At 65.3% G+C, this 13353-nt stretch carries 11 protein-coding genes; 1 reads left to right on the top strand and 10 read right to left on the bottom strand.

The window, feature by feature from the left end:
• Positions 1 to 43: 43 nt before the first annotated feature.
• From I6F09_RS17135 to I6F09_RS17090, 10 genes are all read right to left on the bottom strand, one after another.
• Entirely contained in the window at positions 44 to 1081 is a 1038-nt protein-coding gene (locus tag I6F09_RS17135) for an amino acid ABC transporter substrate-binding protein (RefSeq protein ID WP_036001959.1), read from the bottom strand.
• 130 nt (positions 1082 to 1211) lie between these two features.
• Positions 1212 to 1805, bottom strand: coding sequence for a L,D-transpeptidase (locus I6F09_RS17130; RefSeq protein ID WP_225188582.1), 594 nt, complete (start codon positions 1803 to 1805; stop codon positions 1212 to 1214).
• A gap of 358 nt (positions 1806 to 2163) precedes the next feature.
• Complete coding sequence (locus I6F09_RS17125; RefSeq protein WP_225188603.1) at positions 2164 to 3135, bottom strand: hypothetical protein; 972 nt, start codon at positions 3133 to 3135, stop codon at positions 2164 to 2166.
• A gap of 99 nt (positions 3136 to 3234) precedes the next feature.
• The gene (locus tag I6F09_RS17120; RefSeq protein WP_225188581.1) at positions 3235 to 3798 is read right to left on the bottom strand and encodes a thioredoxin family protein; all 564 of its coding nucleotides are present in this window, start codon (positions 3796 to 3798) and stop codon (positions 3235 to 3237) included.
• Between the two features lie 32 nt (positions 3799 to 3830).
• Positions 3831 to 4529, bottom strand: a complete 699-nt coding sequence (locus I6F09_RS17115) for a cytochrome c biogenesis CcdA family protein (RefSeq protein WP_225140621.1) — start codon at positions 4527 to 4529, stop codon at positions 3831 to 3833.
• A gap of 485 nt (positions 4530 to 5014) precedes the next feature.
• The gene (locus I6F09_RS17110) at positions 5015 to 5626 is read right to left on the bottom strand and encodes a sigma-70 family RNA polymerase sigma factor (RefSeq protein WP_036020284.1); all 612 of its coding nucleotides are present in this window, start codon (positions 5624 to 5626) and stop codon (positions 5015 to 5017) included.
• 408 nt (positions 5627 to 6034) lie between these two features.
• Entirely contained in the window at positions 6035 to 6766 is a 732-nt protein-coding gene (locus I6F09_RS17105; protein ID WP_036020286.1) for a response regulator, read from the bottom strand.
• Between the two features lie 39 nt (positions 6767 to 6805).
• Positions 6806 to 8551, bottom strand: coding sequence for a DUF3369 domain-containing protein (locus I6F09_RS17100; RefSeq protein ID WP_225188580.1), 1746 nt, complete (start codon positions 8549 to 8551; stop codon positions 6806 to 6808).
• Positions 8521 to 10551 (bottom strand): ATP-binding protein, encoded by a 2031-nt coding sequence (locus I6F09_RS17095; protein WP_225188602.1) that lies wholly within the window; start codon positions 10549 to 10551, stop codon positions 8521 to 8523. The genes I6F09_RS17100 and I6F09_RS17095 overlap by 31 nt, the downstream gene beginning before the upstream one ends.
• A gap of 54 nt (positions 10552 to 10605) precedes the next feature.
• Positions 10606 to 11616, bottom strand: coding sequence for a TRAP transporter substrate-binding protein (locus I6F09_RS17090; protein ID WP_057028609.1), 1011 nt, complete (start codon positions 11614 to 11616; stop codon positions 10606 to 10608).
• Positions 11617 to 11912: 296 nt separating this feature from the next.
• Here I6F09_RS17090 and ugpB point away from each other — a divergent pair, with 296 nt between their 5' ends.
• The gene (ugpB, locus tag I6F09_RS17085) at positions 11913 to 13235 is read left to right on the top strand and encodes a sn-glycerol-3-phosphate ABC transporter substrate-binding protein UgpB (RefSeq protein ID WP_225188579.1); all 1323 of its coding nucleotides are present in this window, start codon (positions 11913 to 11915) and stop codon (positions 13233 to 13235) included.
• Positions 13236 to 13353 lie beyond the last annotated feature (118 nt).

Raw genomic sequence — 13353 nt, 5'->3', positions numbered from 1 at the left:
TTGCAAGGCTAACCCACCCTACGACGTTCGCCGGAGACACCCCTTACCGCATCGGCGGTGCGTACTGCACGCCGCCTGCGTTCCACAGCTGGTTCATGCCGCGCGGGATCTTCAGCTTCGACTTCTCGCCGATGTTGCGATCGTACATCTCGCCGTAATTGCCGACGTGGCGGATGATGCGCGCGGCCCAGTCCTTGGTGAGGCCGAGCTGCTCGCCGTAGCGGCCTTCGGTGCCGACGAGGCGCATCACCTCCGGCTTCTTCGACTTCAAGGCCTCGTCGATGTTCTCCGAGGTCACGCCGAGCTCCTCGGCGTTGATCATCGCGTAAAGCGTCCACTTCACGATCATCATCCAGTCGTCGTCGCGCTGGCGCACCACGGGGGCGAGCGGCTCCTTGGAGATCATGTCCGGCAGGATCATGTGGTCGCCGGGCTTCGTCAGGTTCAGCCTGAGAGCATAGAGCTGAGAAACGTCGGCGGAGAACGTGTCGCACTTGCCGGTGTCGTACGCCTTCACCACGTCGTTGAGGTTATCGAACTTCACCTCTTCATACTTCATGTTGTTGATGCGGAAGTAATCGGCGACGTTGAGTGTCGTCGTGGTTCCGTTCTGCACGCAGACCTTGCTGTCTGCCAGGTCGAGCGAGGTCTCCTTGTTGCGCGTGCGCGGCACCATGAAGCCGACGCCGTCGTAATAGGCCACGGCCGGGAAATACAAATCGTAGTCGAGCTCGCGCGCCATGCTCCAGGTCGTGTTGCGCGAGAGGATGTCCACCTTGCGGCTCTGCAGCTCCTTGAAACGCTCGTTGGCGTCGAGCGGAACGAACTTCGCCTTGCCGGGGTCGTTGAAGATCGCAGCGGCCACCGCGCGGCAGAAATCGACGTCGAAGCCGGTCCAGTTGCCCTTGTCGTCGGGGATCGAGAAGCCCGGCAGGCCCTTGTTGACGCCGCACAGCACCTCGCCGCGGCGAACCGTGCGCCTCAGGGTGCGGGTGTCGTAAAACTCGTAAATGATCGCGCCGATGGCGACCAGCACGGCGATGGCGACCCCGATCAGCAGGCCGCCACGAAAAGTGCGCATCATGTTGCTCTCTCGAAAAATCGGGAAAAGGAATCAGGCGAGGACGGAGTGCATGATCCGGATCCGGACGGCCGCGTTGGCGCAAGGCACGCTGCGGCCGTCCGAAGCAATCATGCCGGGATCATGAACCTTAGAGCTCGGGCTTCTGCCGGATGACCACCTTGGTGCCGACAGGGACGCGATCGTAGAGGTCGGCGACGTCGGCGTTGACCAGGCGGAAGCAGCCCGAGGACACCTTGGTGCCGATCGTGTCGGGTCGGTTGGTGCCGTGGATGCGGTAGACGGTGGTGCCGAGATACATGGCGCGGGCGCCCAGCGGATTGCCGGGTCCGCCGGCCATGAAGCGCGGCAGATAGGGCTGGCGCTGGATCATCTCCGGCGGCGGCGTCCAGTCCGGCCACTCCTTCTTGTTGGTGATGGTCACCAGCCCCTGCCACTGGAAACCGTCGCGGCCGACGCCGATGCCATAGCGGATCGCGCGCCCGCCGGGCTGCACCAGATAGAGGTGACGCTCGGCCGTCGAGACGATAATCGTGCCCGGCGGCTCGGTGGTGCGGAAGTAGACCACCTGCTTCTGCCATTCCGGATCGAGCTGGTATCCGTCATCGGCGATCAGGCCTGGCTCGTCGCCGCGGTCCGGCTGCTGGGCGAAGGCGTGCGGCGTGGACAGGGCCAGTCCCATCGCAGCCACGAAAATCCCGGTCAGGCGACGAAAATCCGTCATTCAAGCTCTCCCCGCTGCCACACAGCGCAAATCATTCGGAACCATCAAACCTGAGGGGCAAGTTCATGGCAAGTTGATGGCGCGCCGTCCTGGCATGTCACGAGAATGCTTTGGTTTTTTGACGGGCCCGGCGCAATGCCACGAACAGGGGATGGCGCGAAAAGCATAGGATGTGCGGCTGGGCGGGGTGCGCTCCCTTCCCCGCTTGCGGGGGAGGGTTGGGGAGAGGGTGCTTCCGCAATGGGACACTCCCCCAGAGGATAGAACCCTCACCCGCCGCTACGCGGCGACCTCTCCCGCAAGCGGGAGAGGCTTAGATCGAACGCGTGGTGAGATCGAGGCCGACAATTTGCGCCAGCTAAATCTTGTTGCTCTCCGCCGGGATCCCGAGCCGCCGCACGATCTCCGCCGCGACGGCGCGGGCTTCGACGCGCGAGCCGATGCGGGGGCTGCGAAACCGCCGCCCCGAATGCAGCCGGATCACCACGATGCAATGCTCGTCCTCGGAGCGGCCGCGGCGCTCGACCGTGATCGTTTTCACGTCGGGTCCGGCGATGCGGTCGGCGCGCAGGCTGCCGTCGCCCCACAGGCGCTCGACGCGAATATCGTTCGGCCCGATGATCCAGAACGCGCCAGTCGCAAGGTTGGCATAGCGATAGACGGCGAATGCGGCGATCGCGCCCAGCGGCAGCAGCAGGATATCAACATGGCTCGGCGAGAGGCCGCGCCACAGCTTGTAAGCATAGGGGGCCGCGGACAAAGCCACCGCGATCAGTGCGACGATGCGGATCTCCCGTGCAGGAAACGCCTCGAGAGGCTCGCCGAGATGCATCTCGGGATTGCTGGCGTCGAGCGGGTTGCTCGGCGCCTCGACATTGGGAACGTCGAAATGCGCCGCGATCCACGCCACGGTGTCGCGGACATGGGTGACATCGGAAATCGGCGGCGAGGTCAGCCGCTCGCCCGAGGCCAGGGTGAAGACGAGCTGGAAGCGGGCCTTCCCCCTCTTGCTGCCGGGGACCTGTAGCGCGGCGATCTCGTCCTTGCCGACGAGGCGCGTCCGGAGCTTTCCGAACGGCCGCTGCCGCCCGATCAGGATCTCGTCCGGCGTGATGATCCACACCACCGCCGGCGCCATCATGATGCCGATGACGAACCCGGCCCCCACCAGCAGCGCCACGGACGATATCGCGATTTCCAGGACGTCCTTCGTGAACAGTCCCGGCGTGAAGCAGAGTGCGACGGCAGCCGCACAGCCGGCCACGACCAGCCGCTGCGCGATCGAGGAACCTTCACGAAGGCGGATGTCGGTGCTGGTGGTCGCGTCCATTGCGGGCGGCTGATTGCGTCGGTTGCGAAACTCCACGGACGGCTCCGTGGAGTCAAGCAACAAGGGCGACAACTGCCGCCGCGCGATGGCTGCGCGGCGTCAGCTGCTCGCGTTCAGCAGCTTGGCCACCGTGCGATCGATCTCGTCGTAGCTGCCTTCGCCGGCGTGCTGGAACACGATCTTGCCGCTCTGGTCGACGATGTATTGCGCCGGCCAATATTGATTGCGATAGGCGTTCCAGGTCTTGGACTCATTGTCCTGCGCCACCGGATAGGTGATGCCATGGCGCTTCAGCGCGGCCTGCACGTTGGCGGCGGAGCGCTCGAACGGGAATTCCGGCGTGTGCACGCCGACCACGACGAGGCCTCGATCCCGGTACTTGGCGTAGAGGCCGGTGACATGCGGCAACGTGTTGACGCAGTTGACGCAGCCATAGGTCCAGAAATTGACCAGCACGACCTTGCCGCGGAGATCGGCGATATGAAGCGGCTTCGAGTTGAACCAGTTGGTGATGCCGGTGAAGTCGGGCGCGGCCTGCTGGTTCGCGGCGGCGGTGACGACGGGCGCGGCGCGTGCGGCCTCGTCGCAGATGCCGGGGATCACGGCGCCGGTCACTGTGATGCCGATCAGTGCAGCAGACACTGCGAGCAGCTTGAGAGTCATGGAAAGCGTCCTCCGGTGAAGATGAGGTGGGATCACAGGCCGATCTGGCCGGTGGGGTAGAAGCCGGTGAGCCACGCCACAATCAGCGTGTCGTATTGAAAATAGGCGGCGACCGCGAAGCCGATCACGACGACGCCAAAGCCCTGCTGCAGCCGCGGTGAGATCCGGGCCAAGCTGCGTACGCGCGTGGTCGCGGCCTGTCCGCCATAGGCTATTCCCAGCATCGGGATCGCAGCGCCAATGGCATAGGCGACCAGCAGCGTGCCGGCCCAGGCAACGTTCTTCGACGTCGCCACCAGCGTCAGGATCGAGCCGAGCACGGGCCCTGCGCAGGGCGTCCAGACCAGTCCCAAGGTGGTGCCGAGGATCAGCCCACCGAGCGCGCCCTCGCGCTGCGTGGCGCCGATGTTGCCGAGATCGAGCCAGCCGTTGATCCGGAGCGACAGCCATTCGAACGGCGCCGGCCACAGCATCAACAGGCCGAAGCCGAGCAGCAGGACCGCTGCCGCCTCGCGCAGCACGTTCGGATCGAAATCGAAGGCCCGCGTGATCGCGCCGAGCGCCAGCGCGACCATCGAGAAGGAAAAGACGAAGCCGAGCGCGATCATCGCGGGTCGCAGATGCCCCGCGCGCCCGATCGAGGCGCCGAGCAGGATCGGCAACATTGGCAGCGTACAGGGCGCCGCGATGGTGAGGATGCCGGCGAGGAGAGCAAAGAGCAGGTCGAGCATGAGGCACTCGTGAGGGAGGTCACGAGGGCTGTTCGCGTGCGGTGGGACGGTCGTTACGCAGCGTCACGGCTTCGTGACGGGGGCTGTTGCTTTGCAGAGCACGGTGGCCGCGGGCTCCCGCCTCTCCCGCTTGCCGGAGAGGCCGGCGCACTCGCAGAGTGCGGCGGGTGAGGGTTCTTTCCTCTGGGGGGAGTGCCCCGTTGCGGAAAACACCCTCTCCCCAGCCCTCCCCCGCAAGCGGGGGAGGGAGCGCACCGACCGCGGAGCCGGCAACCGCTCAGGCCCAAATAAAAACGACCCGGACGGGGCATCGTCCGGGTCGCTGGAGGTCTTGGGAGGTTTAACGAAACCGTATGGGAGCTTTATAGAAGGGAAGTTTTTCCGCCTGATGTTGTCGTTTGTTTCAATTGTTTCGTCAGTGGTAACGCTTCCGTGTCCGGGGAGAGGGCCAAAACGGAGGTCCTATCCCCTTGAAAACATTGTTGTTAAGCGGCGAAACGGTCGACGCCGGCGCCCTTAAGCAAATCGGCGAGTTGCTTGCGCGCATAGAACATCCGTGTCTTCACCGTGCTCTGGGGGATGCCGATGATCTGGCCGACCTCCTCCACCGACTTCTCGTGATAATAGACGAGGTTGATGATCTCCCGATGCGCCGGCGACAGCTTCTGCACGCAGGCGCGCAGGATGGCGCTGGTGTCGCTGCGGTCGAGCGAGGTCTCCGGCGTGTCGCAACCATCGGGGATCTGACGCACGTCCTCCTGATCGATGTCCTCGAAGCGGCGCTGGCGCATCGCGGTCAGCGCCTTGAAGCGGGCGATCGAGAGCAGCCAGGTGGACACCTGCGAGCGGCCCTGGAATTGGCCGGCGGTCCGCCACACGTCCAGAAACACCTGGCTGACCAGATCTTCCGCCGTGGTGGCGTCGCGCACGATGCGCAGGATGAATCGGTACACCCGTACATTGTGCCGGCAGTAAAGGATGTGCATGGCCGTCCGGTTGCCGTCGGCAATGCTTGCGAGGAGCATGTCGTCCGAGGTCGCCTGAGCGGCAATGATGCTCTGGCTGGCTTGGGCGTTGATGGCAATGACGTTCGGCATGGACTTGGCTCCCCGTAGCGCCGCAACCGAGCGGCGTTTCCTTGGGTCAAAGTGTTAATGAGCCAACGTTTCGGGACGTCTGCACGAAAAGCGGAAAATGGTTTCGTGCGCCGTCAAATTGTTTCGCCGGACAGGGTGCGACGAAACATTCGGGGCAAAAAACCTTGTGATTTCAACGTACGGAAAATACGGGGGTGGGGATTCGGGGCCGGACGGGCGCGCCGCGGAACGAATTTAGGAGGATTGCGTTTGGTCGCGCCGCACCTACCGCTGTCGTCCCGGGGGCGATAATCTCGTAGCCCGGATGAAGCGCAGCGAAATCCGGGGCAACTCCATCCGCGGCTACAGCACCCCCGGATTGCGCTGCGCTCCATCCAGGCTACGGCAGAGCGGGCTGTGCCGCTCGCCCTACGCCTTCTCGCCCTGCGGCGAGAACAGATAGCCGCCGCCGCGGATGGTGCGGATTACGGCAGGCTTGGCCGGGTCGGGCTCGATCTTGCGGCGGATGCGCATGATGCGCAGATCGACCGCGCGGTCGAAGGCTTCGGCGTCGCGGGCGTTGGCAAGCTCGAGCAGGCGCTCGCGCGACAGCACGCGCTTCGGATTGGCCGCGAACACCTTGAGCAGCCCGAACTCGGATGCGGTCAGCGGATGCTCGTTGCCCTCGTCGTCGCGCAAGGCCTGCGCTTCGAGGTCGAGCCATTTGGTGCCGAAGCGCACCAGCTGCTCCTTGTCCGACTTCGCCGCCGGCGCGTCTGCCGCCTTGGCCGGTCCGCTCCGCCGCAGCACCGAGCGGATGCGCGCCATCAGCTCGCGCAGCTCGCAGGGCTTCGCCACGTAATCGTCCGCGCCGAGCTCAAGGCCGACGACGCGGTCGATCGGGCTCGCGGTCGCCGTCAGCATGATGACGGGCACGTTGATGCGGCTCTTGAGGTCGCGGATGATCGAGAGCCCGTCTTCCTCGGGCATGTTGAGGTCGAGCACGACGAGATCAGGCATGCTGCCCTGGATCGCGGCGCGCAAGGACTTGCCGCCGTCGCACAGCGTCACGGTGAAGCCGTGCATCTTGAGGTAATCGCCGACCATCTCCCGGGCTGGAGCCTCATCGTCGACGATCATGATGTGCTGGCTTTGGGTCATGGTCTTTGCATCATGGGCTTTGCATCACGGGCTTTGGCATCACGGCATTTCAGTCGCGGGGAGGGTGATGGTGAAGGTCGAGCCCTTGCCGGGGCCCTCGCTCTCGGCGGTCACCTCGCCGCCGTGCATGTCGATGATACGCTTGACGATGGAGAGACCAAGTCCCGTCGAGCTCTCCCCGGCAGTCGGCTTGGCCGACAGCCGCTGGAACCGGCCGAACAGCCGGCCGAGGTCCTCCGGCGACAGCCCGGCGCCCTCGTCGCTGACGCTGACGATGGTGTCGCTGCCCTCGTGGACCACGGTGACGTCGATCTTGCCGCCGATCGGTGAGTATTTGATGGCGTTGCTGATGAGATTGTCGATCGCTTCGCGGATGCGGTCGGTGTCGCACATGGTGACGATGTTGGGCGGCGCGGTGACGCTGATCGCCTGCTGCTTGTTGACCGCGAGCGGCTGATTGGCCTCGGCGACCTCCTTGACCAGGGCGGCGACGTCGACCGGCTCGCGGCGGATGGTGATGTCGAAGGCATCGGCCATCGCGTCCGAGATCAAATGATCGACCATCGTGGTCAGGCGCTTGGTGGCGTCGCGGATGTGGTCGACCTGGGCGACGATCCCGCTTTCCGAGGCGCCGGTCGAGATCAGCTCCTTGAGCATCTCGGTGCGGCCGAGAATGACGCCGAGCGGGTTCTTCAGGTCGTGCGCGACGGTGCCGAGAATCTCGTTCTTGAAGCCGTTGGCGCGCTGCAGCCGCAACCATTGCGCCGAGAGGCGGCGGTTGGCCTGCATCAGGGCGCGGGTGCGCTGGGCGACGCGGTCCTCCAGCTGGGTGTTGGCGTCCTGCAGCTGCTGGTAGAGGATGACGTTGTCGAAGGCGATCGAGAGCCTGGAGGAGAAGATCTCGACCAGCGAACGGTCGGTCTCCGACAGCTCGCGCTCGGCCTGGAGGAGCACCACGACCTCGCGGCCCGATCCGGTGCGCAAATAGATCACGCTCCGGTGGTCGGCGAATTCGTTCTTGCGGCGCTGGAACGCGGCCTCCACCATCTCGCGCAGCTCGGGGTCGAGCGCCTTCGATGAGGTGGTGCCGATGAAGCGGCTGTAGCAGCCGCTGCCGGCGAGCACCGAGAGCTCGGGGTCGATGCCGCCATTGTCGCGCAGCACCAGGATGCCGGCGCAGTCGACGTTGAGCAGCGAAGCGAGCTGGGTCAGGACGCCCTCAGCGAGCCGCTGCATCGACTTGAAGTCGTACAGCGTGGAGGCCGCGTCGATGATGATCTCGAGCCCGCGCCGCGTCTGCACCATGCGCTCGAGCTGCTGGTAGGAGCGCAGCGCCGCGGTCAGCGAGGTGAACAGCTTGTCGGCGGTGAGCTCGGTCTTGGCCTTGTAGTCGTTGATGTCGTACTGCACGATGACGCGCCGCTCCGGCGCCTGGCCGGGCTGGCCGGTGCGCAGGATGATGCGCACGGTCTCGTTCCGGATCTCGTTGCGGATGAACTCGACCAGCTCGAGGCCGGCGACGTCGGTCTCCATGATGACGTCGAGCAGCACGGCGGCAATGTCGCGGTGCTCGGCCATCAGCTTGCGGCCTTCGGCCGCGGAATAGGCCGACAGGATCTCCAGGCTCTGGCCGTTCAGGCTGTAGTCCGACAGCGCAAAACGCGTGCCGTCATGCACGGCCGGATCGTCATCGATGACGGCGATCTTCCATTTCCGGGCGTTGCTGTCCTCCGACGCGGTACCGGTGTCGTCGATCAGGTGGAGGACATCGTCCTGTTCGGCCATTGCGAAGATCCGTCACTTTCTGTGCTTTGCGCGCCGCCCTTGGCGACACGGGGCATGATAATGCGAAAAGTAGTGCCTTGTCCCAGCTTGGATTCCAGCATCATCCGGCCGCCGAGCTGCTGGGTGACGAGGTTATAGACGATATGAAGGCCAAGTCCCGTGCCGCCTTCATTGCGCCGGGTGGTAAAGAAAGGGTCAAAGGCCTGGCGCTGCACGTCCGGGGTCATGCCGGCCCCGTCGTCGGAGAAGCTGATCTCGATGTCCTCGGTGCCGCGCGGCCGCGCCGAAATCGCGATCCGGCCGGCGCGGCCGTCGGCGAAGGCGTGGTTGGCGGCGTTGAGGAAGAGGTTGGTCAGGATCTGGCCGTAGGAGCCGGGATAGCCGTCGAGCAGCAGCCCCTCGGGGACGTCGACCTCCAGCGTGATCGGCGAGCGCTTCAGCACGGGCTTGAGGCTGGCGATGATCTGGTCGGTGGCTTCGCTTAAGGAGAACTGCCGCCGCTCGGCATGGGAGCGGTCGACCGCGACCTGCTTGAACGACTGGATCAGCTCGCCGGCGCGCTGGAGATTGGCGACGAGCTGCTGCGAGGCGTCGCGCGAGGATTGCACGAACTCCTCCAGCTGCGAGCGGCGCAGGCCGCCCTCGCCCTTGAGCTGGGCTTCGAAAATCTCGGTGCGCCGGGCAAAGCTCGAAGCCACCGTCAGGCTGATGCCGATCGGGTTGTTGACCTCGTGCGCGACGCCCGCAACGAGGCCACCGAGCGCGGCCAGCCGTTCGGCGTCGATCAGGTTCTGCTGCGCGGTGTTGAGCTCGAGCAGGGCACTCTCGGCCTTTTCCTTGGACGCGCGCAGCTCGTCCTCGGTCCGGCGCTTGGCGATCGCGTTCTCGCGGAACACCTCCACCGCGCGCGCCATGGCCCCGACCTCGTCGCGCGCTTTCGTGCCCTGCACCTCGCGGTCGAGGTCGCCGAGCGTGATCGCGCGCATCGCGGACATGATCTGCTGCAGCGGTAGGCGGATCGACAGCGCGATCAGGACGCCCGCGGTGAGGATGATGCCGAGGAAGATCACCGCGATCGACAGCACCCGGCGTGAGATATCCGCCAGCGTGCGGTCGAACACCTCCTGCGCCTTCTGCTCGCGCTGGCGCATCTTGGTCGAGAGGTCGTCGATGGCGCCGATCGCCTCGGCCTGGCTGGCGTCGATGGTGTTGCGGAGCAGCTCGGTGCGGCTCGCAAGCTGCTCGGAGAGTTTTGCAAAGCCCTCGCGAAGTGCGGCGGTGCGGGCCGCGAGCCGCCGCAAGGCCATCTTCTGCAGGTCGTTGTCGGCGAGATCGATCATGACCGGGATGGTCCTCTCGATCGTCTCGGTATGGCGGCGCGCGTCGTCGGCGGCGCCCGACGACTGCGACAGGTAATAGGAATTGGCCGCGACCAGCATCGCGGTGAAGGCTTCGCGGGATTTGCCGAGCGAGGGCCAGATCAGCGCGTCGCGATGGCCGGTGGCACCCTCGATGATGGAGTAGAGTCCCGCCATGTCCCTGGCCGGGCCCTGCACCTGCTCCTCATAGGTCTTGGCGATGGTGGACTGCACGCTGCGCAGCTCGCCGAAGCCGTTGAGGAAGCGGTCGGTGGTGCGCTCCAGCTCCTCGACCGAGCCCGACAGCATCGGGTCCTTGGCGGCGCGATTGGTCAGCGTGCCCAGCACCGCCTCGCGCAGCAACAGGATCTCGGCGAACAGGTCCGGACTCGGCTGGTTGATGTAGCGGTGGATCAGGTTCTGCAGCCGCCCGGTCTCGCTTTCGAGCAGCGCCAAGATCCGGTCGGACTCGCGCACCTGGCGCACATCGTCCCAGGCCGAGCCGAGCACCTTGGCGCCGTTCCAGATCATCGCCACCAGCACCACGACCACGGCGGAGTTCAGCGCGGCGATCGACAGGATGCGCCAGCGGATCGGCACCGCCCGTAAGAGGCCGACGATGCGCGCGCGCAGCTGCCCGATCGGGCCGGGTGGCTTGTCCGCGTGATCGCTATGTCCAAGCGCAGCCAACAGGCCTCACTCCACCTTGCGAATCCGTTCGATCAGCGCGGCCGCCGCGGGGTCGCGCGCGGCCTTGGCGTAGATTGCGGCCATGGCGTCCTCGAACGGCTTGCGGTCGATGTCCCTGATGATGGTCACGCCGGCTTCCTGCGCCTTGCGCTGCGACTGTTCCTCGAGGTCGCGCCACTTCTCGCGCATGAACCGGCTGGAGCGCTGCGCGGCCTCCTTAAAGATCGTCTGCTCCTCCGCCGACAGGCTGTTCCAGGCCTTCAGAGAGATCACCAGCACCTCCGGGCTCATCGTGTGCTCGGTCAGCGTGTAATGGCCGGCATGCTTGTAATGGTTCGTGGTCACGAAGGATGGCCAGTTGTTTTCGGCGCCGTCGATCAGGTGGTTGGCAAGCCCGGTGAGCACCTGCCCGTAGGGCAGCTCGACCGGTTCGGCGCCGAGCGCGCGCATCATCTGGCTCATCAACTCCGACTGCTGCACCCGGATCCGCAATCCCTTGAGGTCCGCGATGGTCTTCACCGGGCGGACCCCGTTATAGATCGACCGCGCACCCGAATCGTAGAAGGCGAGCCCGACGAAGCCGTAGGGCTCGAAGCTGCCGAGGATCTCGCTGCCGACAGGCCCGTCCAGCACCTTCTGCATGTGCTCGATGGACCGGAACAGGAACGGCATCGCCAGCACGTTCATCGCCGGGACGAAATTGCCGATCAGGGCGACATTGGTCCGGTTGAGGTCGATCGCACCGGCCCGGGTCTGCTCGATGGTCTCCTTTTCCTCCCCGAGCTGGCGGGAGTGGAACACCTTGATCTCGTGGCGGCCCTTGGTGCGCTCGGCGATCAGGGCGCCCATGTAGCGCAGCGCCTGGACGGTCGGGTAGTCCTCGGCCTGGGTGTCGGCGGCGCGAAATTCGCGCGCAACCGCACTCGTCGCGCGCATGCTCGACGAGACTGCGGCAAGCAGAAGCGCGACGAAGACCACCCCGGTCCGCGAGAGTTCGGCACGGCTCAACACTGGCACACTCAACCCCTCAGTGGTGGAGTCTATGGCGGAAGGAAAAGGTTCAATGCAATCTAAAGCGTTTTCAAGCGAAGTGGATACCGGTTCGCGTAAAGAAAACCCGTCAAATTAATAATTTAGAACCCGTTCCGATCGGAACGGGGCTCCAGCAGAAGTTAAGGGAAGTCCCATCCCGCCCCCGGCCAGCGGGCTGATTGTGCGGCGCGGCCGGCGTTCATTCCCGGTTGAAACGACCACTGCCGGGCCTTAAGCAGGACAGCCGCCACGTCGACCGCGGCCTGGGAAGAGCCATCCTGATGTCAGCCTTGCGCCTTTTGCAGCTCGTTGCCGCCTTTGCGGCCCTCGCATTGGCCGCCCCTGCGCGGGCTGCCACCGAGATCGCCTGGTGGCACGCCATGTCCGGCGAGCTCGGCCGGCAGCTGGAAAAGCTCGCCGCCGACTTCAATGCCTCGCAATCCGATTACCGCATCGTGCCCGTCTACAAGGGCAATTACACCGAGACGGTGACGGCGGCGATCTTCGCCTTCCGCTCGCGCACCCAGCCCGCCATCGTCCAGGTCAACGAGGTCGCCACCGCCACCATGACCGCGGCCAAGGGCGCGATCTATCCGGTGTTCAGCCTGATGCGGGACCAGGGCGAGCCGTTCTCGCTCAGTGATTATCTGCCCGCGGTCTCCGGCTATTACACCGATGCGGCCGGCAATCTGTTGTCCTTTCCGTTCAATTCCTCGACGCCGATCCTCTATTACAACAAGACCATGTTCCGCGACGCCGGCCTCGATCCGGAGGCGCCGCCGAAGACCTGGCCGGAACTGGGAGCGGCCGCCAAGCGCCTGCGCGACCGCGGCGCTGCTTGCGGCTTCACCACGTCCTGGCCGTCCTGGATCCATGTCGAGAATTTCGCCGCCTTCCATAACCTCGCGGTCGCGAGCCGGGCGAACGGCTTCGCCGGGCTCGATGCGGAATTGACCATCAACAATCCGAGGCTGGTGCATCACGTCGCGGCGCTCAGCGAATGGCAGAAGACAAAGCTGTTCGACTATAGCGGCCGTGGCCAGTCGGCCGAGCCGCGCTTCCAGAAGGGCGAGTGCGGCATCTTCATCGGCTCCTCGGCGACGCGCGCCGACATCAAGGCCAATTCGAAGTTCGAGATTGGCTACGGCATGATGCCCTATTGGCCCGACGTAAAAGGCGCGCCGCAGAACTCGATCATCGGCGGCGCCACGCTGTGGGTGCTGCGCGACCGTCCGCGCGAGGAATACAAGGGCGTGGCGCGCTTCTTCGCCTATCTGTCCCAGCCCGGCGTGCAGGCCGCCTGGCACCAGAACACCGGCTATCTCCCCGTGACCCGCGCCGCGTTCGAGCTGACGCGCTCGCAAGGCTTCTATGAGCGCAATCCGGGCTCGGCGATCTCGTTCGAGCAGATCACGCTCAATCCGCCGACCGAGAATTCCAAGGGCATCCGGCTCGGCTCCTTCATCCTGATCCGCGGCGTGATCGAGGACGAGCTCGAGCAGGCCTTCGCCGGCCACAAGAGCGCGCAATCAGCACTCGATTCCGCCGTCGAGCGCGGCAACAAGCTCTTGCGCCAGTTCGAGCGCGCCAGTCCGGACAGGTAGGGTGGCTGCGCTGCGAATGAAGCTTGATGTTAGCGCGCACGATCTTTCCACCGCGTCATGGCCGGGCTTGTCCCGGCCATCCACGCCTTGCCACGCGGTACGAAGAACGTGGATGCCC

Origin of the sequence: Bradyrhizobium sp. IC3195, from assembly GCF_020193585.1 — a bacterium.
In the GTDB taxonomy this organism is placed as follows: Bacteria; Pseudomonadota; Alphaproteobacteria; order Rhizobiales; family Xanthobacteraceae; genus Bradyrhizobium; species Bradyrhizobium yuanmingense.
The sequence above is the reverse complement of the archived record's forward strand: the minus strand, read 5'-3'. Positions and strand labels throughout refer to the sequence as shown.